The 24565-nt window shown below is 56.9% G+C and carries 19 protein-coding genes and 4 pseudogenes; 12 read left to right on the top strand and 11 right to left on the bottom strand.

Features of this window, described 5'->3' with window-relative positions:
* Position 1: 1 nt before the first annotated feature.
* The 4 genes from ACR0MI_RS18685 to ACR0MI_RS18670 all read left to right on the top strand — a co-directional run bounded on the left by ACR0MI_RS18685 (position 2) and on the right by ACR0MI_RS18670 (position 4224).
* Positions 2-1294: an aminotransferase class III-fold pyridoxal phosphate-dependent enzyme gene (locus tag ACR0MI_RS18685; RefSeq protein WP_170816898.1), complete on the top strand. Its 1293-nt coding sequence runs from the start codon at positions 2-4 to the stop codon at positions 1292-1294.
* Entirely contained in the window at positions 1291-2232 is a 942-nt protein-coding gene (locus ACR0MI_RS18680) for a phosphotransferase enzyme family protein (protein ID WP_480855165.1), read from the top strand. The genes ACR0MI_RS18685 and ACR0MI_RS18680 overlap by 4 nt, the downstream gene beginning before the upstream one ends.
* Before the next feature lie 271 nt (positions 2233-2503).
* Positions 2504-3397: a tryptophan 2,3-dioxygenase gene (locus ACR0MI_RS18675; protein ID WP_170816896.1), complete on the top strand. Its 894-nt coding sequence runs from the start codon at positions 2504-2506 to the stop codon at positions 3395-3397.
* Positions 3394-4224: an alpha/beta hydrolase gene (locus ACR0MI_RS18670; protein ID WP_480855161.1), complete on the top strand. Its 831-nt coding sequence runs from the start codon at positions 3394-3396 to the stop codon at positions 4222-4224. Before ACR0MI_RS18675 ends, ACR0MI_RS18670 begins: the two co-directional genes overlap by 4 nt.
* Here the strand turns inward: ACR0MI_RS18670 and ACR0MI_RS18665 are convergent.
* From ACR0MI_RS18665 to ACR0MI_RS18650, 4 genes are all read right to left on the bottom strand, one after another.
* Entirely contained in the window at positions 4144-4551 is a 408-nt protein-coding gene (locus tag ACR0MI_RS18665) for a hypothetical protein (protein ID WP_170611319.1), read from the bottom strand. The two genes, ACR0MI_RS18670 and ACR0MI_RS18665, sit on opposite strands and share 81 nt — an antisense overlap.
* Positions 4552-4881: 330 nt before the next feature.
* Positions 4882-6564 carry a D-lactate dehydrogenase gene (dld, locus tag ACR0MI_RS18660; RefSeq protein ID WP_170611321.1) on the bottom strand — a complete coding sequence of 561 codons (1683 nt, stop codon included), beginning with the start codon at positions 6562-6564 and terminating at the stop codon, positions 4882-4884.
* Positions 6565-6574: 10 nt separating this feature from the next.
* The gene (locus ACR0MI_RS18655; RefSeq protein WP_170611323.1) at positions 6575-8641 is read right to left on the bottom strand and encodes a TRAP transporter large permease subunit; all 2067 of its coding nucleotides are present in this window, start codon (positions 8639-8641) and stop codon (positions 6575-6577) included.
* Positions 8642-8765: 124 nt separating this feature from the next.
* A complete protein-coding gene (locus ACR0MI_RS18650; RefSeq protein WP_170611325.1) occupies positions 8766-9818 on the bottom strand; it encodes a TRAP transporter substrate-binding protein in 1053 nt (350 codons plus the stop codon).
* Positions 9819-10146: 328 nt separating this feature from the next.
* Between ACR0MI_RS18650 and ACR0MI_RS18645 the strand changes: the two genes are divergently transcribed.
* The 4 genes from ACR0MI_RS18645 to ACR0MI_RS18630 all read left to right on the top strand — a co-directional run bounded on the left by ACR0MI_RS18645 (position 10147) and on the right by ACR0MI_RS18630 (position 13084).
* Positions 10147-10920, top strand: a complete 774-nt coding sequence (locus ACR0MI_RS18645) for a FadR/GntR family transcriptional regulator (RefSeq protein WP_170611327.1) — start codon at positions 10147-10149, stop codon at positions 10918-10920.
* 21 nt (positions 10921-10941) lie between these two features.
* Entirely contained in the window at positions 10942-11601 is a 660-nt protein-coding gene (locus ACR0MI_RS18640) for a class II aldolase/adducin family protein (RefSeq protein ID WP_170816894.1), read from the top strand.
* Complete coding sequence (locus ACR0MI_RS18635) at positions 11598-12224, top strand: class II aldolase/adducin family protein (RefSeq protein ID WP_170816893.1); 627 nt, start codon at positions 11598-11600, stop codon at positions 12222-12224. The genes ACR0MI_RS18640 and ACR0MI_RS18635 overlap by 4 nt, the downstream gene beginning before the upstream one ends.
* A gap of 179 nt (positions 12225-12403) precedes the next feature.
* Positions 12404-13084: a GntR family transcriptional regulator gene (locus ACR0MI_RS18630; protein ID WP_170619389.1), complete on the top strand. Its 681-nt coding sequence runs from the start codon at positions 12404-12406 to the stop codon at positions 13082-13084.
* A 4-nt stretch (positions 13085-13088) separates the two neighbouring features.
* Here ACR0MI_RS18630 and ACR0MI_RS18625 read toward each other — a convergent pair whose 3' ends face one another.
* From ACR0MI_RS18625 to ACR0MI_RS18595, 7 genes and pseudogenes are all read right to left on the bottom strand, one after another.
* A complete protein-coding gene (locus ACR0MI_RS18625; protein ID WP_170611334.1) occupies positions 13089-14045 on the bottom strand; it encodes a dipeptide ABC transporter ATP-binding protein in 957 nt (318 codons plus the stop codon).
* A pseudogene (locus ACR0MI_RS18620) lies at positions 14042-15019 on the bottom strand (ABC transporter ATP-binding protein). The gene ACR0MI_RS18625 and the pseudogene ACR0MI_RS18620 overlap by 4 nt, the downstream one beginning before the upstream one ends.
* Positions 15020-15023: 4 nt before the next feature.
* Positions 15024-15925, bottom strand: a pseudogene (locus ACR0MI_RS18615) (ABC transporter permease subunit).
* Positions 15925-16871 (bottom strand): annotated as a pseudogene (locus tag ACR0MI_RS18610) (ABC transporter permease subunit). The pseudogenes ACR0MI_RS18615 and ACR0MI_RS18610 overlap by 1 nt, the downstream one beginning before the upstream one ends.
* The gene (locus ACR0MI_RS18605) at positions 16871-17965 is read right to left on the bottom strand and encodes a M24 family metallopeptidase (protein ID WP_170611338.1); all 1095 of its coding nucleotides are present in this window, start codon (positions 17963-17965) and stop codon (positions 16871-16873) included. The pseudogene ACR0MI_RS18610 and the gene ACR0MI_RS18605 overlap by 1 nt, the downstream one beginning before the upstream one ends.
* Before the next feature lie 70 nt (positions 17966-18035).
* A pseudogene (locus ACR0MI_RS18600) lies at positions 18036-19619 on the bottom strand (ABC transporter substrate-binding protein).
* Positions 19620-19906: 287 nt separating this feature from the next.
* Entirely contained in the window at positions 19907-20524 is a 618-nt protein-coding gene (locus tag ACR0MI_RS18595) for a TetR/AcrR family transcriptional regulator (RefSeq protein ID WP_170611340.1), read from the bottom strand.
* A 206-nt stretch (positions 20525-20730) separates the two neighbouring features.
* On the opposite strand from ACR0MI_RS18595, the gene ACR0MI_RS18590 reads away from it, so the two are divergent.
* The 4 genes from ACR0MI_RS18590 (at position 20731) to ACR0MI_RS18575 (ending at position 24510) form a co-directional block, all read left to right on the top strand.
* On the top strand, positions 20731-21660 hold the full coding sequence (locus ACR0MI_RS18590; RefSeq protein ID WP_170611342.1) for an AEC family transporter: 930 nt from the start codon (positions 20731-20733) through the stop codon (positions 21658-21660).
* Positions 21661-21763: 103 nt separating this feature from the next.
* A complete protein-coding gene (gene fghA, locus ACR0MI_RS18585) occupies positions 21764-22597 on the top strand; it encodes an S-formylglutathione hydrolase (RefSeq protein ID WP_170611344.1) in 834 nt (277 codons plus the stop codon).
* A 3-nt stretch (positions 22598-22600) separates the two neighbouring features.
* Entirely contained in the window at positions 22601-24058 is a 1458-nt protein-coding gene (gene sthA, locus ACR0MI_RS18580) for a Si-specific NAD(P)(+) transhydrogenase (protein WP_170611346.1), read from the top strand.
* Positions 24055-24510 (top strand): YaiI/YqxD family protein, encoded by a 456-nt coding sequence (locus ACR0MI_RS18575; protein ID WP_170611348.1) that lies wholly within the window; start codon positions 24055-24057, stop codon positions 24508-24510. Before sthA ends, ACR0MI_RS18575 begins: the two co-directional genes overlap by 4 nt.
* Positions 24511-24565: the final 55 nt, after the last annotated feature.

Below are 24565 nucleotides of genomic sequence, written 5' to 3'. Positions count from 1 at the left end.
AATGTTGTCTGAACAATCCGCAGAACTGATCGAACGCAGAACCAGGCTGCTGGGTCCCAACGTCTCGACCTTTTATGACGAGCCTATTCATTTCGTGAAAGGCGAAGGCGTCTGGCTGTGGGACGCCGAAGGGCGCAGATACCTGGATTGCTACAACAACGTTCCACATGTGGGCCACTGCAACCCGCGCGTGGTCGAGGCGATCTGCCGACAGGCAAGCACGCTCAATACGCACACGCGATACCTGCATGGCGGTATTCTTGATTATGCAGAAAGGCTGACCGGAACAATGGATGTCTCGCTGGACACGGCGATCCTGACCTGTACCGGATCCGAAGCCAATGACATCGCCCTGCGCATGGCCGAGGGCATGACTGGCAGGCGCGGCATCATCGCTACCGATGCGACCTATCACGGCAACACCTCACTGGTCAGTCAGTTGAGCAAATCGAACATCCCTGCCGTGGGTTTTGGACTGGGCCAGTATTTCCGCTTTGTCGAAGCGCCCGACAGCTTTCGCAACCCGGACCCGGACGGCACCAGGTTCGCGGATGCGGTGGCCGAACAAATCGCCGAACATGAGAAGTCCGGTCTTGGGTTTGCGGCCCTGATTGTCTGCCCGTATTTCCTGAACGAAGGGTTCCCGGACCATCCCGATGGCTGGCTGGAACCCGCCGCCGATATTGTCCGCAAGGCCGGCGGGCTACTGATTTGCGACGAGGTACAATCCGGTTTTGGCCGCACCGGCACCCATATGTGGGCGCATCAGAAAATGGGCGCGGTGCCGGATATCATGACACTTGGCAAGCCGATGGCCAATGGTCACCCGGTGGGTGGTGTCGTCACACGCACCGAAATACTGACCAAATTCCGCAAGGGCTATCGCTATTTCAATACATTTGGCGGCAACCCGGTCTCGTGCGCAGCGGCCATGGCCGTGCTGGAAGAGATCGAAGACAAGCAATTGCTGGAAAATGCCAGAACGGTCGGGAAACACGCCCGATCGCGCATGGGGGCTTTGGCCCGGAAGTATAATTTCATCGGCGACGTGCGCGGCTCGGGCCTGATCTTCGGAGCGGAAATGGTGCTGGATCGGGACAGCAAAGACCCGGCCAGCGCCTTCACGGACCGGGTGATCAACGAAATGCGGCAGCGTGGGATCATTCATTCAAAGCTGGGGCGTCACAAGAACACTCTGAAAATCCGCCCTCCGATGCCCTTCTCTGTCGAGAATGCCGACTTGCTGTTTGACACGCTGGACGACGTTCTGGCCGAAACACCGATTTGCTCATGATAGACGCGGCAGAAAAGGCACTGGCGCTTTGGGGGTTTCAAGACGCAGTTTGCACGTTGGCAGCGGCCCGCGAAAACCACGTTTATCAGGTACAGCTGGATGGGCGCAGCTTTGCGCTGCGATTGCATCGTCCCGGCTATCGCACAGATGCCGAACTGTGGTCGGAACTGGAATGGATGCGTGTGTTGGCCGCAGAACATGTCGGGGTACCTGAACCCATTGCCAGCACCCGGGGCAACTTTCTCGAGGTCATTGAGCACATGCAAATCGATGTTCTGACCTGGTTGCCGGGGCGGCCACTGGGGTCGACAACAACCGGGATCGACCACGAAGACCGCATCGGCCTTTTCCATTCCTTGGGCCGGGAAATGGCCCGCCTGCACTCCATCAGCGACGAGTGGGAGCGCCCTGCAGGGTTTTCGCGCTGGTCCTGGGACCGACCGGGATTGGTCGGTCAGGAACCCGTTTGGGGCCCGTTCTGGGAAAACCCGACGCTTGGCGAGGAAGATCGAGCGCTGTTCATGCGCTTCCGTGAAACGGCAGAGCGGGATTTGAAACGCATTGAATCGGAACTGGACTATGGCTTGATCCATGCGGATCTGGTCCGTGAGAACGTAATGATTGCGAATGGCCAGGTCTCATTGATCGATTTTGACGATTCCGGTTTCGGTTTTCGCCTTTTTGACATCGCCACCAGTATGATCAAAAACCTCGCGGAACCCGATTATGATCGACTGCAAGCTGCGCTTTTGGCCGGATACCGATCACAGCGTCCGATTGACACGGACCATCTTGATCTGTTTCTGGCAGTGAGATCGGCAACTTATGTAGGCTGGGTTTCGACCCGGTTGCACGAAGATGGCTCAGAAGATCGGAACAGCCGATTTGTGGAAAACACCAGAAAACTGGCGCGCCGATACCTCAGGTTAAACGTTTGACATGGAGCCTCAATTTCGAGGTCGTCCACGCTCGCCAGCCGACTCCCAACTTTGAAGTGGCACCGCAAAATTCAGGCCTAACCCACGTTCGGGTTCCTGTTTCATTTAGGCTTCGGATTGGACCGTCCCGTATAGGTCGTAATGACGCGGCCCAATCACTTCAATTAGGCAACGGAGCCTGCATGTCGCGGTAGCCTCACAGCCCAAGTCGGCATAGAGAGGTTAAGAATAGAAAACGCATAGCGTTAACGCCGCTTTCAGGAGATCAAAAATGGTAAGTGACGAAAAGGACCAGCGGCTTTTGAAGCGCGGCATCGAGGACACTCTGGTTACCGATTTCGCAACCAAGCACCGCAGCAGTTATGGAGACTTTCTGGAACTCAAGACCCTGCTGAGCATTCAGATGACTTTTCAGGACCCTGCGGAACCGGATGAGCTGTTGTTTGTGATCATTCACCAAGTCAGCGAGCTTTGGCTGAAACTGATGCATCACCAACTTGTGGAAGTCCGACGTTTTCTGCGCCAGGACGCCTTTGGTCCCGCTCTCAAGAACATTGATCGGATCAAGGCAATCCAGCGTCAGCTGATTGCGGCCTGGGAAACGCTGCTGACCATGACCCCGGCAGACTACATGACGTTCCGCGATGCGCTGGGAAGTTCATCGGGATTCCAAAGCTATGGCTATCGCCAGATCGAGTTCATTCTGGGCAACAAGGACACCTCGACGCTTAAGGTTCATGAACACGACCCCGAGGTCATGGAGGAGCTGAACGCCGCGTTGACCAAGCCGTCTTTGTACGACGAGGTCATCATGATGCTGGCGCGTCAGGGCTTCGATGTTCCGCAGGACCTTGTCGAACGTGATTTTTCCCAGCCATATGCGGGTGATCCGCGCATTGTGAAAATCTGGGTCGAAGTTTACAGGAACAAAGACAAGTATTGGGACTTATATGCCCTGGCTGAAAAGCTGATGGATGTGGAAACACTGTTCCAAAGATGGCGCTTTGACCACGCAACAGCCGTTGAGCGGGTCATCGGAATGCAACCGGGCACAGGCGGGTCCAGCGGTGTCGCCTTCCTGAAAAAGGCGCTGGAGCTCAAGTTCTTCCACGACTTGTACGACATGCGTTCCGAGCTTTTCTATGCGGGCGGAGAAAAGAAGTGACCTATCACGGGTTTTCCCCGGACGAGCTGGAAAGACAATACTCGCCAAGTGTCATGGTTGGCGGAGATATCTCTCATTATCTGGCGGCCTATGCGGATATGAGTGCAGCCGCACGTGTCGAGCTGGAAGTGCTGGAATACCAGAAATATGGGGACCTCGAGTCCAATGTTTTGGATTTCTTTCCCGCAAGCGAAGCCAACGCGCCGCTGCACGTTTTCATCCACGGCGGGTATTGGCAGGCGCTCAGCCAGCGTGAGTCAGCTTTGGTCGCGAAGCCGCTGGTTCGCGCGGGTCAGGCCTATGCCACGCTGAACTACACACTAGCCCCCGAAGCGTGTCTGGACGAGATGATCACGGAATGCGGCCGGGCGCTGTTGTGGCTTGCAGAAAGGGCCGAGAAACTGGAGTTTGACCCCGGCCGGATCACTTTGTCCGGCCACAGTGCCGGGGCGCATTTGGCAGCAATGGCACTGAACCGCTTTGGCGAAGACCTGAAGCAGGCGGGTTTGGTGATCCGAGACCTGGTTCTGATCAGTGGCATTTATGATCTGGAGCCGATCGCGCAGACATCGGTCAACAACCCCCTGCAGTTGACCGACGACGATATCCTCAGCCTGTCACCGATCCATCACCTGCCACCAACAGATGTTCGCACCCGCGTCACAGTCGCCGAACGTGATACACGCGAATTTATCCGGCAAAGCCGGGATTTTGCTGCGCTACTGCGCAAGGCCGGTCGGGATGTATCATTTGACGTGCAAAAGGGGATGCACCATTTCGATATTATTATGCATCCAGACAGCTTCTTCCCGGCACCCGGAACTTAGGTATAGCAGCAGGATAAAGGCATCTTTAGTCTCATAGACACCCACTGCCGGGACCCGTGAATTGCGTGGCAGCACTTCCGGCATGCCCTCGCCAAACATCCGTTCCAGCACGTTTTCGTGGCGGTTTTCCAACAATATGACGATGCCGAAAGGCGAAGCAATACGTTGTGACACGGTTGACTCTCCCGGCGTTGGTTTGGTTGGCGAGATAGGCATCCGCACGTCGTTACGGTCTTCCAGTCCGTCGGTCGGATTGCCTTCTTTCAGCCACCTTATCCGCGCCATGGTCATCAAGACCAGCACCACCATCAGTGGCAGCGAAAGCATCTGTGAACGTGCTGCACCGCCCCGAAATTGACAAGTGTAAGATCACATTTTGCGTCTGGCAGATCGGGTCTCAGTCCGAGGACAGCCACCGCGACCAGTAGGATTGAACTCAAGAACAATTTTCGTGCCTTGTGAACCGGCAATTCACGTCGGTTCCTCCGGCGGACCAAGGACCATATTGGGACCTAAACCTAACTGAAATCCGAAGCCTGAGATTTGAATCGAGTTGTCCAGAAATGCTCAATGTCTCGTTTGACAGGCGTTACAGCACAGAAAGGCTGATACCCGAACCATTTAAGGGCAACTGTGTGCAGAACATTGGAAGCCGGATCAGCAATAGTGCTTGTTCCGGGACATCCTGCCGATCCCCGGATTCATGCTGTTCGTGGGATCCACAGATCTGTAAAAATCAGCAAGATCGGGTTTGGCGGGGTACAGATGGCCAACATTGTGCTCGGCCGGGTATTCGGCGCCGCGGCGGTCGAGTATCTTAAGCATCTCGGCTTTGATCGCTATGGGATCAGCACCTTTCTTCACAATATAGTCCTGGTGCAGAACGTGGCACATGAAGTGACCATAATACAGCTTGCCCACAAGTTGCTTTGCCAGTTTCGGCGGCAATTCTTCGAACCAGTCAGTGTCATTGCGGCGTAACGCTATGTCGAGCGCAATGATGTCTTCAACTTCATGCGCATGTACCTTCATGTAACGAATGGCGGCGCCAGCCGCTGCAAAACGGTGCAAACCCGCGATTTTGGCTTCGCGCGGATCACACTCAAAATAGTCCAGCTTTTTCTTACCCGCCATATCGCTGAGCAAGGCACGGGCCTCGTCGATACCGCCGTCGCGCATTTTCAAGATCAGGTGGTGCGGGTATCGCTTGCGAAATCCGCGCATCCGCTGCGGGAGGATATCCGGCCAGAATCGCATCGCGAACTGCATGAAGCGGTCGGTGAAGTTTGTCAGACCGGGAATACCTTCAAGCCGCGCATCTACGGCGCCCTTGATGGCAAAGAAAGCCGGCAGCCGGTCCGTTCCCAGCTTGTCGATCATTGCCATGGTATCCTTGCCGTATCGGTCCGAGATATCGAAAACCTCCTCGTGCATGTATTCAGCGCTGACCGGCAAGGTCTTGAATGTCGACAGGATGCAGCGGCGCAATTCTGTCAGGGCTTCGGTATCCTCTGCGCCAATATAGAACGTGCGCTCAATGTCGTTCTTCGGGTAGGTGTCCAGCCGGACTGCAAAGACAGCCAGTTTCCCGGCGCAACCGGACGCTTCGTAGAGCCGCGACTTATCGGCATTGAAGCGCGCCGGTGTATCCGCGTCGACATTCCGCACGCGCCGGGCATAGTCTGTGTCCGAGGCTTTTCGGTTGTCGGTTTCAGTATCGCCCGGCCCGAAGTCGCCCTGTTGCAAGCGGGTCAGAATCTCTTCGACCGTGTCGCCCAGGTGGATGCCCAGATGATTGACCAGCTCCAGCGTTCCCTCCTGCGCAATACGCGCGTATAGAGACAGTTCGGTATAGGATGGGCCACGTTCGACCAGCGACCCACCCGAGTTGTTGCACACGCCCCCGACAACCGACGCACCGATACAGGACGACCCGATCACCGAATGCGGTTGCCGTCCGATCGGGTCCAGCAGCTTTTCCAGTGCAAAAAGGGTCGAGCCAGGCAAACTGATAACCTGTTTGCCTTCGTTTATCAGATGCAGGCCGTCCATCCGGCGGGTGTTGATCAGCACAACATCGCGATCATAGCGCCCCTTTGGAGTGGAGCCTTCGGTCAGCCCGGTGTTGGCCGCCTGCATGATGACGATCTTGTCCGCCTCAACACAGGCCTCAAGCACCTTCCATTGTTCCAGCAATGTGGCGGGCCGCACCACCGCCAGCGCGTCCCCTTCCCCCGATCTGAATCCCCGGCGAAAGCGGCGGGTGCTGCGGGCGGTTGTCAGCACATGACGCCGCCCGCAAATGGCCTGAAAGCGCTTGATCAGATCGGTATCGGTCATCCGGAACTCCTCAGTACGCCACCGAAGGCAGCCACGTGGCCAGTTGCGGCCAGAGGAACACGAAGAACAGGCCGGTCAACTGCAGGATCACAAAAGGAACGATGCCTTTGTAAATGTCGGTCAACTTGATTTCAGGCGGGCACACGCCTTTCAGGTAGAACAGTGCAAACCCCACGGGCGGCGTCAGGAACGAGGTTTGCAGCGTGACCGCGACAAGGATCACAAACCATACCAGCGCCGGTTCGTCGATGACGCCAAAGCCTTCGATATCCAGACCCAGCCCGTTCACAATGGGGCGCATCAGGGGCAGAACGATCAGGGTGATCTCGATCCAATCCAGAACAAAGCCCAGAAGAAAAACGATGAACAGGATCATGAAGACAGTGCCGTTGGGGCCAAGACCCGTGCCGTGGATCATGTCTTCGATCAGTGCATCGCCACCCAGTTCCCGCAGGACATAGGAAAACACCGTCGCACCCAGGAAGATCGCAAAGATATAAGCGGTGGTGTTGAACGTAGCTTTCAGAACATTGATCAGTTTTGCCAGCGTCAGTTTGCGATATCCCAGCGCCAGCAGCGTCGCACCCAATGCGCCCACGCCCGAGGCTTCGGTCGGTGTGGTCAGGCCCGCAAAGATTGAACCCAGAACGGCAAGGATCAGGGCAAGGGTCGGCAGTACAGCAATCAGCACATCCTTGACCGCCGCCCAATCCGGGCGGGTCGCCCCTTCGGGCACTGGAGCGACTTCGCGTTTGATCAGGGCGATCACAAAAATATAAGTCAGATACAACACTCCGATGATCACGCCGGGGAACACCGCGGCCATGAACAGGTCGCCAACTGACAGGGCCATCTGGTCCGCCATGATCACCAGCATGATCGAGGGCGGGATCAGGATACCCAGCGTGCCTGATGCGCTAACCACACCGGCGGCCAGCGAGGGGCTGTATTTCTGCTCCATCATCGACGGCAGAGACAGCACGCCCAGCAAAACTACGGAGGCACCGATAATCCCGGTCGAGGCCGCAAGAATGATGCCAATCATCGTCACCGTGATCGCCAGCCCACCCCTTACCGTGCCGAACAAGCGCTGCATCGAAGACATCAGCCGCTCGGCCACACCAGACTCGTCCAGCATCAGGCCCATGAAAATGAACATCGGCAAGGCCACCAGAACCGCGTTCGACATCGTGGCATAGACACGGTTTACCACAGCGCCCAACGTCAGGTAATCCAGTCCGGTCAGAGTTTCCTCTAGACCTGTCCAATTCATCATTCCGTTGTCGAACAGATAGGCCAGTCCGCAATACGCGACCCCGACGCCAGCCAGCGTCCATGCCACCGGGAAACCGGTGAACAACAGCGCGATGAAGGTCAGGAACATGGCGATGACCAGCTTTTCCTCGGTCGTCTCAACCAGGAAGGTCAACGCGGTCGCCACGACGGCGAAGCCCAAGAGCGCCCAGATGATCAGGCGCAGGCCCTTGCCCTGACGCTCTTCATCCAAATTCATGAACAGAGCGTGGATGTCGTGGATAAGCCGCGCGCCTGCTGCCAGAGCCAGCAGAATGAAACTGGCCGGGATCACGCCCTTCAAGGCCCAACGCGCAGGCAGACCAGTCGGGCTGTCCGACGACTCGTTTACACGCCAGCTTTCATAGAAATAGTCATAGCCCTGATCGATCATCAGCCAGATGAACGGCACCAGCAGCGTGAAGATCCCGATGATCTCGATAATCCGGCGGGCACGCTGGCTGAGTTGCATGTGCAGCAGGTCCACGCGCACATGGCTGTCCGTGACCAGCGCATAAGAGATGCCGATCATCGTGACCAGACCGTAAAAATGCCACTGGATTTCATCCAGCTTCGGGTAGTTCTGGTTCAGCAGATAGCGCAGGGCTACCTGCGAAACGATGGCGGCAACAAGCAACAGGTTGGCCCACATGACCACGTGACCCACGGTCTTGACCACATCGTCAACGGCGACTGCCAGTTTCTGACGGTCAGGCTCATCGTGTTCAAGAATGTCCTCGTAGATTTCGATCGGGTCGTGATGTGTCCGCTTGGTCTCAGCCATGGTCTCCTCCTAAAGATGCAGGCTTCGGGGCGGGAATACGCCCGTGTCAGTTTGGAAATGACGAAAGTCGGGAAAGGTGGGGGCGGCGAAATAAGCCGCCCCCAGGGAGGCGCAAGTGCTCAGGTCACTTGCGAGGGAGGAACGCGTTTTCTTTCCATACGGCATAGCCATCCCGGAATTCGTTCATATCGGTCAGAACCTTGTTGAAGAATTCGTCATTAGCGGCCTGTTCGGCGGCAACCTCTTCCCAGGTGGTGCGGAAGGTGGCCAGCATCTCGTCGTTCCACTGTTTGATCTGCACGTCGTTGTTTTCGACGTTGTCGATCAGTGCTGCGTGCTGGATCGCCTCGCCTTCGGCAAAACTGTCCGCCATCGACGCCTTACATGCGTTTTCGATGATCGCTTTGTGCTGATCGCTGGCTTCGCTCCACACATCCTTGTTGATCATCAGTTCAAACACGGTCGCCTGCTGGTGCCAGCCGGGGAAGTAGTTGTACTTGACCAGTTTGTGGAACCCCAGACGCGCATCGATGGCAGGCATCGAGAATTCAGTCGCGTCAATCGCGCCTTTTTCCAGCGCCGGGAAGATCTCACCACCAGGCAGCAGCGACGTGGCAACGCCCAGCTTCTGCATAACTTCACCGCCCAGACCGAAGAAGCGCATCTTCAGGCCATTCAGATCTTCGGGGCTGTTGATTTCATTTGCGAACCAGCCCGAGGTTTCCGGTGCGATGATCGCGCAGGGGATGACATGGACGTTGAATCCGGCCTGATCATACATCTCCTGATACAGGCTCAGCCCGTTGCCATAGTAAAGCCATGCCATGTATTCGCCAGCTTCCGGGCCGAAAGGCACGGCCGAGAACAGCGGAGCGGCGGGAATTTTGCCAGCCCAGTACCCCGCCGTGGTGTAGCCCGAATTGATCTTACCCGAGGATACGGCGTCCAGAATTTCAAACGGCGGAACCAGCTTTCCCGGCTCATAAACTTTCATTTTCAAAGTGCCGCCGGACATCAGGTCCAGTTGCTCGGCCACGCGCGGGATCGGCGAGCCAAGGCCCGGAAGCGCCGTGGAAAACGCAATCGGGGTTTTCAGCAACATCTTGTCAGCGGCCTGAACGGCGGGTGCGGCCAGAAGCGAGGCCGCAACGGCGAGCGAGGTCAGGGTGGTTTTCATGTGTACTCCTCCAAAGTGCAGGTCAGCCATCAGATCTGACCGGTCTCACCGCAGTGGCGGTATATGCGGTAAATATTGTTGACCACTTTGTTCAGTCAACAATTTTATTTACCTCTTGACGCCACATTCTCCGTTTTCGAGCTCAGGCGACTATTCGCTTTCGAAAAACCGAAATTGATCAAGAAAGTTTATTTTCTAAATTTTACAGAGATATACGCCGCTCACACCCATCCGTATTTTTGGGTATTTTTCCTTGCATTACAGGCGCTCAGTGGTAAATTTTAAAGACAACTGGATTTTTGTGATTTCCGGCAAGCGAGGAAAAAAATTGAGCACCAGCGGGCCTTTTGAACCTGTCGGCCACGAATCAATCGCCGACGCGGTGGTCGAACAAATCGAGACGATGATCGTCGACGGCATCCTCAAGGAAGGGCGCAGATTGCCGTCGGAACGGGATCTTGCAGAAGCGATGGGCGTATCGCGCCCAAAACTGCGTGAAGCGTTGCAAACTCTGGAGCAACAGGGGCTGGTAACTGTCCGCCACGGCGAAGGGACATTTATCGCGCCTCTGACTGGGCGGGCTATGTCGCCCGCACTGCTGTCGCTTTACGCCCGTCATGGCGGCGCATTTTATGACTATCTTGAGTACCGACGCGAACAGGAAGCCTTTGCCAGCCGGCTTGCGGCGCAGCGCGCGACACAATCCGACAAAGAACGCATCTCGGACATTATCGCGGAAATGCAGAAAGCCTGGGAAGAAGATGATACCGACGCCAGCCAGGAAGCTGATTTTCGCCTGCACACCGCCGTGGTCGACGCCAGCCAGAACACGACCCTTATTCATATGATGGCCTCGATCTACGATCTGACGCGCCAGGGCGTATTCTACAATCGAAGGTTTTTGCGCACGATGGACGGGACTGGAGAAGTGCTGTTGCAACAGCACAAGGACATTGCGCAGGCTATTCTGGATGGCGACCCGGACAGGGCCGAGGCCGCCGCGCGAAACCATATGGACTTTGTGGAAACGTCGTTTCGGACAGGGCAGGAACAACAGGCCCGGGAAATCAGGGCCGCTAAGCGCCGTCAGTTTTCCAACTGAGCCTGCCAGTGGAGAGCGGATATGGTTGAATTCGAGCAGCAACGCCAATCAGTAATCAAAACCTGTTTGCGCCTAGCCGGTGAAGGGTATCTTGCGGGCACCGGCGGCAATGCCTCCTTGCGTCTGAGTGATGAACTATTTGCCATCACACCGTCAGCCACGGAATATCCGTCGCTGACACCGGAAGACATCGCGGTGCTGAGGCTGGATACTTTGGAACAAGTGGATGGAACCAAACCGGCCTCCATTGAAAAAGCGATGCACGCGCAATTGCACCATGCATTCCCCGGCCGCCGGGCCTGCATTCACACGCATCAACCGGTGGCAAGTGCCGTTGCGCTGCTGCATCAGCGACTTGAGTGGCCAGAAGGCACGGACACGGAACTGAACGGGGATCACGTCGGGCTTGCGGAATACCAGTTCTCTGGCACCAAAAAACTGGTCGACGCCCTGAATCAGGCTTTGCGCCCGAATGTGTTTTGTTACCTTCTTGCCAGCCATGGTGTCATCGCTGCGGCCTCATCTCTGGAAAAAGGCGCGGAACTGGTGGCTGCAATCGAATTTGCCGCCGCGCAATACCTTGCTGCTTTGATCCGGAATTCCAATGAAATGCCTGAGATGACTCGTCAGTTGGTATCTGAAACGCTGAGCATGGTTCACGAACAAGGGCTCACGTCATGACCCGCAATGTGGACGTCGAACATCAATTGCAGTTGGCTGCGTCTCGGTTGGCGGCCAAAGGCTTGCTGCAATCCGGCGATATGATGTCGATGCGGGTACCTGACGAGAATGCGACGGTCAGCGTACATACGGACGGCTCGTTCAGTCGCAGCGAAATCGAAGCATCCGGAACCACGCATGCGCGTATCTACGCGGCGCGTTCAGATATCGGCGCGGTGTTGCAGTTCGATCTGATCTGGACCCGCGCCATGCATGAAATGCGCGCCACAATGCCCTCAGTTTTCGATGAACAGATGATCCGATTGGGACGCTCTGTTCCCTGTCTCGGCATCTCAAGCGACGATGACCTTCTGATCCCTGCTATCGCAGGACAAAACAACGCCTTTGTCTGCAACGATACTACGTTTTGCTTCGGAACAGGCCTTGAAAGGTTGTTGCTGAACGCCGAGTTGCTGGAAAAATGCGCTAAAGCCTTTGTACTGGCGCGCGCTTCGGGCCAGCCGATGCACGAGATCCCCATCGCCGAGCAAGACATGGCCGCAGGCCGCCTGAAGAACGAAGAAGACGCCGCAGCCGCGCGACACCGTCAAGGGCTCTATTCCATTCTGACCAAAGGTTACTGAACCACCGGCAGCCCGCCAGCAAAGGTGAGGGTTTCAACCTTGTTGTTTGTGACCATCTTATCGTCCACCTCCAGTGGCCAACCAGTTGGCACCGGAACAACGGGCCGCAAAACCTCTTTGAAATTCAGCGCCCGTTTTTGTATTTTGGATACAAAGCCACCCAAGCTCGAGATCACTCAATGCCCAACACGCGCGCAATTTCAAGACAAAGCCTGCCGGATGTCATCACCAACGACTTGCGCGAAAGAATACTGAACGGGGAAATGGCCGAGGGTGAAACCATCAGGCAGGAAGCGCTGGCGGAAGAATATGACGTATCCCGCATGCCCATTCGCGAAGCACTGAAACGGTTGGATGCCGAAGGGCTGGTGCAGTTGACCAACAACCGGGGCGCGTCCGTTACAACGCACTCCCTGTCCGAGATCGGTGAAATCTTCGACCTGCGCGTTTTGATGGAGGTCGATTTGTTCAAGCGCGCGATTCCACATTTGACCGAAGCTGATTTTTCCAAATGCGAAAAACTGCTGGATGAGATGGAAAAGTCTTATGACGCTTATGATGTCGGGCGGTGGGGCAGCCTGAACTATCAGTATCATATGGCCCTTTACGCCGCCGCGGGGCGTGGGTTGACGAACGAAATTCTGCAACGGGTCAATCGTCAGTCAGACCGTTATGTCCGCCTGCATTTGAGCGTCATGAAACAGCGCGAGCCCGCCAAAAAGGACCATCAGCAGCTGTTGTCTCTTGCACGCGAAGGTCGTGTAGACGAAGCATGCGATCTGCTGACCAGACACATTCAGCGCACCAAGGATCAACTGTTGGAGATGGTCGTCGCCACACGTGCCGCCGAAGACCGCTAACAGATCAGGACAACGGATAAAGGCAGGCGACCTGATGGCCGGTACCGCGCAGATCCGGTGGAGCCGCTCGGCACCGGTCAGTTGCCAGCCAGCATCGCTGGGCAAATGCGCAACCTTTCGGAACGTTCATCGGTGATGGCAGTTCCCCCTCCAGCTTGATCCTTTCCTTGCGGGCATCCGGATCGGCGCGGGGTGTCGTGGACAACAACGCCTTGGAATACGGATGACGCGGGGCGGCGAACAACTGCTCTTTGGGGGCTTTTTCGACCGCGCGGCCCAAATACATGACAATCACGTCATCAGCAAAATGCCTGACAACCGAAAGGTCGTGAGAAATGAACAGGTAAGCCAGGTTCAACCTCTCCTGCAAATCCACCAGAAGGTTCAGGATTTGCGACTGAATGGAAACGTCCAGTGCCGAAACCGGCTCATCCAACACCAGAACCTTGGGGTTCAGCATCAATGCGCGGGCAATGGCGATCCGCTGACGCTGACCACCCGAGAACATGTGAGGATAACGGTCATAGTGCTCTGGTCGCAGGCCAACCATCTCGATCATTTTTCGCGCGCTGGCTTCGCGATCCGCAGCGGACATATCGGGTCGGTTGATCATCAATGGCTCCTGAAGGATCTGACCGATCCTCTGACGCGGGTTCAAGGAGCCGTATGGATCCTGAAACACGATCTGCACCGTTTCGCGCATTTGCGCCCATGTCGACGGTGTTATGTCGACCCCGTCAATTGTCAGACTTCCCGAAGTCGGCTCTTCGATCATCGTTACCAGCCGGGCCAGAGTTGACTTTCCGCATCCCGATTCGCCGACAACGGCCAGTGTTTTTCCGGGTTTCAGATCAAAATCGACCCCAGACAAGGCTTTGACCGTTGCCGGTCTGGACAACAGCCCGCCCTTGACGGTGTAGAAACGCGCAAGCGCGGTCGCCCGTACGATAGGTGCAGTCATGCGATTTCTCCGGCTGCAATCTTTTCGACATGATGGCATCTCGCCTTGCCGAATGCGTCACCATGCGGTGTCGGGGGTGTCTGGACACAGGTTTCGTCGGCGAAACGGCAACGCGGGCCGAAAAGGCAACCCTTGGGCCGGTCGAACTACCCCGGCACCACGCCGGGAATTGTTGGCAGCGTTTTGGACGTCGCCCGTTCAGGCAGAGCGCTCAGCAAAGCCGAATTATAGGGGTGGCGCGGCGTGCGGAACAGATCGCCCACCGGCTGTTCCTCGACCTTCTGCCCGGCATATTGAACCTGAACCCGCTCGGCGGTTTCTGCCACCACACCCATGTCGTGGGTGATCAGAACCAGCCCCATGTCCTGCTCGTCCCGCAACCGGACCAGCAGATCGAGGATCTGCGCCTGAATGGTCACGTCCAGCGCCGTGGTCGGCTCATCCGCAATCAGAAGCTTGGGCTTACAAGCGATGGCCATCGCGATCATGACACGCTGATTTATACCACCGGACATCTGGTGCGGAAACGTGTTCAGACGGCTGGCCGGAGCGGGAATACCCACCTGATCGAACAGTTCGATCGCGCGTTCGTGCCGTTCCTTGCGATTCAGTCCAAGATGGATGCGCAGCGCTTCTTTGATCTGGAAGCCGACCGTGAAACAAGGATTCAGCGATGACATTGGCTCCTGAAAGATCATCGCCATATCCTTGCCGATGATCTTGCGCCGTTCGCGGGCCGAAATACCGACAAGATCGCGCCCTTCAAAGCTCATCTCATCAGCCGTGATTGTCGCTGTCCACGGCGACAGGCCCATCAGAGCCAGCATCGACACCGATTTGCCAGAAGCGCTTTCACCCACGATGGCCAGCAACTCGCCCTTGTTGACCGACAGGTCGACACCGTCGACGGCGCGGAACTTGCCCGAGGCGGTAGCGAATTCCACTGTCAGATTGCGGATCTGCAAAAGGCTCATGCGATCAGCTCCGTTTCAGTTTCGGGTCCAGCGCGTCGCGCAACCCATCGCCCATCAGGTTGATGGCAAGTACCGTGATCAGGATGGCCAGACCCGGAAAAGTTACCACCCACCAAGCGCGCAGAATGAATTCGCGCGCTTCGGCAAGCATGGTGCCCCATTCCGGTGTTGGCGGCTGTGCGCCCATGCCCAGAAAGCCAAGAGCGGCCGCATCCAGTATGGCCGTTGAAAACGACAGCGCCGCCTGCACGATGATCGGCGCAAGGCAATTGGGCAGCACCGTGATGAACATCAGCCGCGCTTTGCCCGCTCCGGCCACCCGGGCGGAAGTGACATAGTCTTTCTGGCGTTCCACCAAAACCGAAGCCCGGGTCAGACGCACGTAATGCGGCTGGAACACGATGGCGATAGCGATCATCGCATTGGTTAGTGACGGCCCGAGGATGGCAACCAGAACCAGAGCCAACAGCAATGACGGGAAGGCCAGAATGATGTCCATCACCCGCATGATCAAAGTGTCCACCCATTTCGGTGCGAACCCTGACAGCAATCCGATCATCACCCCGCCCGACACTGCGACACAGACCACGACAATCCCCACAAAGAAGGAATAACGTGACCCCATGATCACCGTGACAGCATGTCCCGGCCGAGTGGGTCTGTACCCAACGGGAAAGCCCAGCTACCGCCCTCTTGCCAGGCGGGAGGTTGCAGGATGTGTTCGCGGAATTGCTCGGTCGGGTCATACGGGGCCAACAGGGGCGCGAAGGTTGCACAAAAGACAAAGATGGCAAAGACCCACAAACCGATGACCGCGCCTCAGTTTTCGCTAAAATAATACCAGAACTCACGCAGTGCGCTGGGGCGGCTTTCGGATTTGGGTTGGGTTGCGGAAAGCTCGGCCATCACCGCCTCCGGATCTTGGGGTTGATGATGCCGTAAAGGACATCGACCAGCAGGTTCACAAGCATCACGATCACCGCAATCATCAGCAGACCGCCCTGCACCACCGGATAGTCACGGCGGAAAATGCTGTCGACCATCCACTTGCCGATGCCCGGCCAGCTAAAGATCGTCTCGGTCAGGATCGCACCGGCCAACAAGGTGCCGACGGACAGACCGATCACCGTAACCACCGGAATCAATGCGTTGCGCAAGGCATGCAGCCCGTTGATCCGAGCCGGAGACAGACCCTTGGCACGAGCCGTTCGGATATAGTCTTCGCCCAGAACTTCCAGCATCGCGGAACGTGTCTGCCGGGCAATCACCGCCAGGGGGATCGTACCCAGAACGATCGTCGGCAGGATCAGGTGTCGCACGGCTGATCCAAACGCACCCGACTGACCGGACAACAGACTGTCGATCAGCATGAACCCCGTGACACTTGGGAAGTAATACAGCAGATCAATCCGCCCCGAGACCGGTGTCCAGCCCAGATTGCCGGAAAAAACGATGATCAGCAGCAGCGCCCACCAGAAGATGGGCATTGAATAACCCACCAGAGCCGAGGACATCAGTGCCCGGTCAAAGAACTTGCCCCGGTTTACCGCCGCAATAACGCCCGCCGGCAGCCCAAGGACAACCGCAAATATCATCGCGCAGAGCGACAATTCCAGAGTTGCCGGGAACAGGGCAAAGAACTCATCCCAGACTGGTTTTTTGGTGACAAAGCTTTCGCCCAGCCCAGCTTCTCGACCATTTCCTGATAGCGTTCCTCGGTCATGCCGCGTTCACCTGCCATGACAATGATGGGATCGCCCGGAAGAACCCGGATGAACATGAAGGAAATCAGCGTCACACCCAGAAAGGTTGGGATGAACATACCCAGACGGGTGAGAAAATAGCCAAACATCAGCGACCTATGATTCTGAGATCCTTGGGAAAGCTGGTCAATGACCGGCAACCGTCATCCGTCACCAGTACGTCATCTTCAATGCGCACACCGAAATTGTCCAGTTCATAAAGCCCCGGCTCATTGGTCCACACCATGCCAGCACGGATCACCTGATCGTTGCCGCGCATGATATAGGGGGCCTCATGCACATCGCGACCCAGCCCGTGGCCTGTCTTTGTGCGGATACGGTCGGCAAATGGCGAAGCCTCAAGCACGCCTATTACCGCGTCATCTATGTCATGAGCGGTCACGCCTGGACGGCACATTTCGAAACCCTTCAGATTTGCACGCAGCACAGTGTCATAAACCGCCCTGCCCTCGTCCGAGACCTCACCCACAAAAAAAGTACGTGTGATATCCGCTGCGAAGCCGCGCTTGCGGGCCCCGAAGTCGAACAGCAGCGCATCTCCTGACTGTATCTTGTAATCCGCACGCGCCTTGCCATGCGGACGGGCCGAATTGTCCCCGGCTGCCACGATTGGGTTGAATGCCAGCGACTCTGCCCCTTCGGCGAACAATGCCTGTATCAGCGCCTGCTCAACCTGCTTTTCGGTCTGGCCTATGCGCACATTCGCGATGACCTGCTCCAACGCGCGTTCGGAAACATCAATGGCCGCCTGCAAAGCCGCGATATCATCGTCGGTCTTGACGATCCGCAACCCTGAAATCTCTCGCTCGCCATCCACGATCTTCAGGTTCGGCATTGCGCGGGTCAGCGCTTTGGACACAAACACTCGCATGACCTGACCTTCCACCGCCACGGACGACAGCGGCATGTGATCGGCCAGCGCCGCAAAAGCTCCATCATAACCGGTCTGATCGAACCAGTCGTACACAGCGCCATCAAATCCGACCAGTTCCCACGAACCAAGTTCAAGGTTGGGTACTATAGCTGCCGGTTCACCGTTTGCGGGGATCACAACCAGAAAGGGGCGTTCGTGACTCATGAAAGCCTTGCCCAGCGCGCGGGTGAAATTCGGGCCGGGCACCAGCGCCACGGCATCAACTGACATATCGCGTGCCAGTTGGCTGTATTCGGACAAATCCGGCATTCCGGCCAGTCTCCAAAAGCAAGAAAGCCAGAGCCGCCAAATCGGGCGGCTCTGACAAGTGAGTGGTGGTTTATTCGACGCTCACACCATAGAAGATGTGGCCGCCCAGCGGGTGCACCTTGTAACCCTGCACCTTGTTGCTCATCGGCATGTAGACAACCGAATGTGCGATGGTTGCCCACGGCGCCTGATCCTTGAAGACCACCTGCGCGTCTTCGTACAGTTTGGAACGCTCGGCCTGATCAGTGCTTTGCTTGGCTTTCTGGATCAGTTCTTCGAAGGGCTCGTGGCACCATTGTGCGCGGTTGGACGCTTCGCGACCGTCACAGCCCAGCAGCACGGCCAGGAAATTGTCCGGGTCGCCATTGTCACCTGTCCAACCCAGCAGAACCGCGCCATCCCGGTTCAGCTCTTTCGAGCGCGACAGGTACTCGCCCCATTCGTAGGACACGATTTCGACGTCCACACCGACCTTGGAAAAGTCTTCTTGGATCAGCTCGGCCATACGACGTGCATTCGGGTTTTAGGGACGCTGCACAGGCATCGCCCAGACCTTCATCGACAGATCAGACACGCCTTCAGCTTCCAGCATCGCCTTGGCCGCTTCCGGGTCATAGGCGTCGTCTTCGATGGCATCGTTGTAGCCCCACATGGTTGGCGGGATCGGGTTCTTGGCCGCTTGGCCCGAGCCCTGGAAGACCACGTCGATGATCGCCTGCTTGTCGATCGCCATGTTCAGCGCCTTGCGCACCTTCGGATTGTCGAACGGCGCCATGGTGGTGTTGTAGGCCAGATAACCAACGTTCAGACCTTCCTGCTCCATCATGTTGATGTCGGCGTCATCCTTCATCGCCTGAATATCGGCAGGGTTCGGATACGGCATCACGTGGCATTCGCCCGCTTTCAGTTTCTGATAGCTTACCGACGCGTCCGGAGTGATTGCGAAAATCAGGTTTTCGACCTGAGCCGGGTCTTTCCAGTAATCGGCATTCTGAGCATAACGGATCACCGCGTCCTTCTGATGGGCCACGAACGAGAACGGTCCGGTGCCGATGGGCGCTGTGTTCAGCTTTTCAGGTGTCCCGGCCGCCATCATCGCGTCCGCATATTCCGCCGACAGGATCGAGGCGAAATCCATCGCCATGTTGGCCACAAGCGGCGCTTCAGGCTTGGAGAGTGTAAATTTCACCGTATAGTCGTCGATCTTTTCCACCGACTCGACCAGATCCGGCATACCCATACCCTGGAAATACTCCCAGGTGCCGCCCGAGACCTGATTATAGGGGTGGCTTTCTTCTTTCTGGCGCATGAACGAGAATATCACGTCATCCGCGTTGAAATCACGGGTCGGGGTGAACTCGTCATTGGAATGGAATTTCACGCCCTGACGCAGTTTGAATGTATAGACCAGACCATCATCGCTGGCCTCGACACTTTCGGCCAGACCGGGGATCACATTTGTCGTGCCGGTTTCAAACTCGAGCAGTCGGTTATAGATCGGGTGCGAAGAGGCATCAAAGGTTGTTCCGGCAGTAAACAGCGCCGGGTCGAACCCCTCAGGTGATCCCTCAGAGCAATAGACCAGAGTGTTAGCCTGCGCCACGGCACTCGTCAGGGCAATCGCCGTGGTTGCGGCCAGCAATTTGAGTTTCATGAATTTCTCCCAGAAATGGACTTCTCAAGACAATCGCAGGGCTCATTGTCGTCAGAGCATTCAGTGACAGCACAGGTCGATGCGATCTGTCTCAGAAATGTATCCAAAATACAATATCCATTGTCAACTGGCAGGCTGCTGCAAACTTGGTTTTCCGGAAATGCCTTCCGGTTATCCCTATCGAGGAGTCCGATGTCTTTGCGCGACATCAAATGCAGTTTCAGTAAATTGGATTGCGGAATACACCTCCGCGTCGGCATCAGAATCTTTGTGAAATTGTGTGTAAGTCAGGCCCCGTAGCGCGCCATGAACATGTCAACGGCCTGCTGCGCGACTTCATCGATCTCGGCCCGGGTGAAGCTTTTCTGAAAACCAAAAATCGCCCGGGTCCAGATCCGCACCTTGCACAACTCCGAAAATTGTTCGGCGGCGATAAGGACATCGTCGATGGCCAATTCTCCCTTGGACACCGCTTTCTCAAGATACTCCGCCAACTGGCACTGACCATTTCGGGGACCCGCATCATAAAACGCCCGAACCAACTCAGGGAACCTGTCACGTTCAGCAACACAGATCCGAAACATTTGCTGGGCAATATCCGAAACCAGAAATTCGGTTAGCTGCGTCGCTGCGATAGTCAGCACTTCCCTTGCCGGTTTGCTGTCGTCCACCATCGCAACCACACGATCAGCCATGCGGGTACATTCGGTTTGGGCGACCTCCATGAACAGCAGCCTTTTGTCCGGGAAGTAGCTGTACAACGTTGCCTTCGAAACCCCGGCCACCCGAGCTATGTCGTCGACACTTGCACCCTCGAACCCATCCGCCAAAAAAACCTCTCGGGCGCCGCGCAGAACCTGATCGAATTTCCGGCCTGTGCGCAGAATTGTGGCGGCTTGGGTCATGTCTTCTCCTGAAGTGGTGCCTGACCTGAATTTATAAACCGTTCAGTTCAGATACAACGATTCTCGTATTTCCAAGCGGTTCAAACCGACAATTGCAACGAACCGAGTGCCATTTCCCCGCTAAAAGCACAACAAGCCTTTCCGAAAATTCGATCTTCATACGCCGAAGGCTTGCGACGCGGAAAATCCGTGCTACCAGTCTGCCCATGGTCGATATTTTCCTGCGCACGCTGCCCTTCTTCGCGATTATCGGCCTGGGATACTGGGCCGGGCGCAGTCGGTTTTTTTCCGAGGAAGCGACCGCATATCTAACCAAGTTCGTTTTCTACTTCGCGCTGTCGGCCATGTTGTTCCGATTTGCGGCCACATTGCCCTTTGCCGAGATTTTCAACGGACGGCTGGTACTGGGATATCTGATCGGCACTGTCACCGTTTACTTGCTGGCCACGTTTGTGGCGTGGCTGCGTGGTCTGGATGTTCCGACCGCCGCGGTCGAGGCGCAATGCGCAGCCATCGGAAATGTGGGCTTTCTGGGTTTGCCTATGCTGGCGATGCTGTTCGGGCAGGCCGCGATCGGCCCTGTCATGCTGGTCCTGACGGTCGACCTTGTGGTGTTTTCGTCGCTGATCGTAATCCTGATCAATGGCGGACGGGACGGTGCGCTGAAACCCGCAACCCTTCGACTGATCGGCATGGGTCTTCTGAAAAACCCGATGATCGTGTCGATCTCTGCCGGTTTGATATGGTCAGCCCTGCAGGTCCCCGTGCCTGCGCCGTTGAATGACTTCCTGACAATCCTCGGAGGTGCGGCGACACCGGGTGCGTTGTTTGCCATCGGCGCATCTTTGGCGGGCAAATCGGCCGAACGCGTGCAAATCGCCGCCTGGCTGAGCTTTTGCAAACTGATTGCGCATCCGATCTGCGTGGCCATTGCCCTGATCTGGCTGATCCCTGTCGCCGCCTTCCCCGCTTCGGTTGCAATCGCCGCTGCCGCCCTTCCTGTTGCAGGCAACGTGTATATGCTGGCAGCCCATTATGGGGTCGCACCGCATCGGGCCTCGGCCGCGATTTTGTTGTCGACGATTACCAGCATCCTGACGATACCGCTTGTCATTGCCTGGGTGGGCACTCCCTGATCTTCACCTTTTCGAAAAATACTCTCGCCGACGGCACCTGCACTTTACGGCAGGGCCTGTGACCGTTAGCCATGGGTCGAACCCAATACGAGGACAATACCTGATGGAAACCCTTTCCGAGAATGCCTGTTTCGGCGGCGTACAGGGCGTTTATCGCCATGCCTCAGCCGCGTGCAAATGTGACATGACCTTTGGGCTGTTTTTGCCGGCCGAGGCCAAGGACGGCCCGGTTCCTGTCCTGTGGTATCTGTCTGGCCTGACCTGCACCCACGAAAACGCCATGACCAAGGCCGGTGCGCAGGCCTGGGCCGCGGAACAGGGCATTGCCGTGGTATTTCCTGACACATCACCCCGGGGCGAAGGCGTCGCAGATCACGAAGACTATGATCTGGGCCAAGGCGCGGGTTTCTACGTGAACGCAACCCAGACCCCATGGGCACCGCATTTCAACATGTGGGACTACGTTGCCGAGGAACTACCCGCCCTGCTGGCTGAAAACTTCGCCATCGACAGTGATCGGCAAGCCATCACCGGTCACTCCATGGGCGGGCATGGCGCGTTGACGCTGGCGATGAATCTGCCCGGCCGGTTCCGGTCGGTTTCGGCTTTTGCACCGATCTCCAACCCGACTGGCGCAGATTGGGGCCGCAAGCAGCTTGGCGCTTATCTGGGCGATGATGAAGCGGTTTGGGCCAAACATGATGCGTCCTTGCTGATGAAGGAAAAGGGCTTTGACGGCCCAATCCTAATCGATACCGGAACCGATGATCAGTTCATCGATCTTCTGCGCCCGGAAAAGCTGGCGCAGGCCATCGCCGAGCGCCGTCAACAGGCGATCTGCCGCCTGCAACCTAGTTATGATCATTCGTATTTCTTCGTGTCCACATTCATGGAAGACCACATAACCTTCCATGCCGAGGCCCTGTACGGAGACTGAGGAATGAGCAAGTTTGACTATGACCTGATCATCATCGGGTCCGGCCCTTCGGGTCGTGCTGCGGCAATTCAGGCGGGCAAACTGCAACGCCGTGTTCTGGTGATCGACCGCAAGGACCGGTTGGGAGGTGTTTCCGTTCACACTGGAACAATCCCGTCAAAGACCTTGCGCGAAACTGTTCTGAACCTGTCCGGCTGGCGCGAGCGCAGCTTTTACGGGCGCTCCTACCGGGTCAAGGACCAGATCCGCGCCGAGGATCTGAAGGCGCGATTGCACATGACTTTGGACCACGAGGTCGATGTGCTGGAGCACCAGTTCAACCGCAACCACGTGGAGACCCTGAACGGTCTGGCGAAATTCATCGGCCCGCACGAGCTTGAAGTTGCGACCGACGCGGGCGAAACAACGCGACTGACCGCCGCCAAATTTCTGATTGCCACGGGCACCAAAACATATCGCCCCGATTACGTTCCCTTCAACGGCAGAACGGTTGTCGATGGCGACGAGTTTTTGGAGATGGCCGAAATTCCACGTTCACTCTGCGTGATCGGTGCCGGGGTTATCGGTGTGGAATACGCCACCATGTTTTCGGCTCTGGACGTGCGTGTCACTCTGATCGAACCGCGCGAGACGTTCCTCGACTTCATCGACAAGCGCCTAATTCACGACTTCACCCATCAGATTCGCGAAAACGGTGTCGATCTTCGTCTTGGTTCGGCGGTCGAAAAGATCGAGGATGCCGGCGGGCATGTCGAGATCACGCTGGACAATGGACGCCACGTTCGGGCCGAGATGCTGCTGTTTGCCGCCGGTCGCATGGGCGCGACCTCGGCCCTTAATCTGGACGCGGTCGGGCTGGCAACCGACCATCGCAACCGGATTGAAGTGAATCGGAAAACCTATCAGACCGCTGTGCCTCATATCTATGCCACCGGCGATGTGATCGGGCATCCGTCGCTGGCCTCGACCTCGTTGCAACAGGGCCGCGTCGCCGCCTGTCACGCACTCGAGACGCCCACACTGCCAGAAAGCCCCTGGTATCCTTACGGCATCTATTCTGTTCCCGAGATTTCCACCTGCGGCATGTCCGAGGAAGAGTTGCAGGAACGCGGTATTCCCTACGAAGTCGGCGTGGCCCGATTCCGAGAGACTTCGCGCGGGCATATCATGGGGCTCGAGCATGGCATGTTGAAAATGCTGTTCTCGTTGAAAACCCGCCGGGTTCTGGGGGTTCAGATCGTCGGGGAAGGTGCGACCGAACTGATCCACATCGCACAGGCGGTGCTGAACCTGAAAGGCACGGTGGACTACTTTGTTCAGAACACGTTCAACTATCCGACGCTGGCCGAGGCCTACAAGATCGCCGGTCTGGACGCGTTCAACCGGATGCCCATCCCCGAAGAGTTCAAGGTCCGTAAGAAATCTACTGAACCCTCCAAGAAAGAGGCAACAAAGGCGTGACGACCCTTTACGTCGATGGCGATGCCTGCCCCGTAAAGGCTGAGGCTGAACGAGTGGCCACGCGGCACAAGGTGCCCATGGCGCTGGTGTCGAACGGCGGACTTCGTCCATCGGCGAACCCCTTGGTGCAGATCGTCATCGTCGCCGAAGGGGCCGACGAGGCAGACAAGTGGATCGCCGAACGGTGCGGGCCGGGGGATGTGGTGATCACTTCAGACATTCCTTTGGCTGCGAAATGCGTTGAAGCAGGCGCACGGGTTCTGCGCCCCAATGGCGAAGCGCTCACTGCCGCCAATATCGGGCAGCAACTTGCCATGCGGGACCTGATGGCGGATCTGCGGGCCGCCAATCCCCTGGGTTCGGGAGGCGGCGGAAAACCGTTTGGAAAAGCGGACCGGTCGCGGTTTCTAGACGCGCTGGAACGTGAGTTGCGTGCAGCAATCAGGAGCTAGTGCCCTTGCTGGGTGCGGTCACGTTGCAAACGCGCTTCTCTCTGTGGTGTCAGGC

The sequence above is a fragment of the Ruegeria sp. D4 genome, from assembly GCF_056534475.1.
Note: the sequence above shows the minus strand (reverse complement) of the source record. Positions and strands in the feature narration are given on the sequence as shown.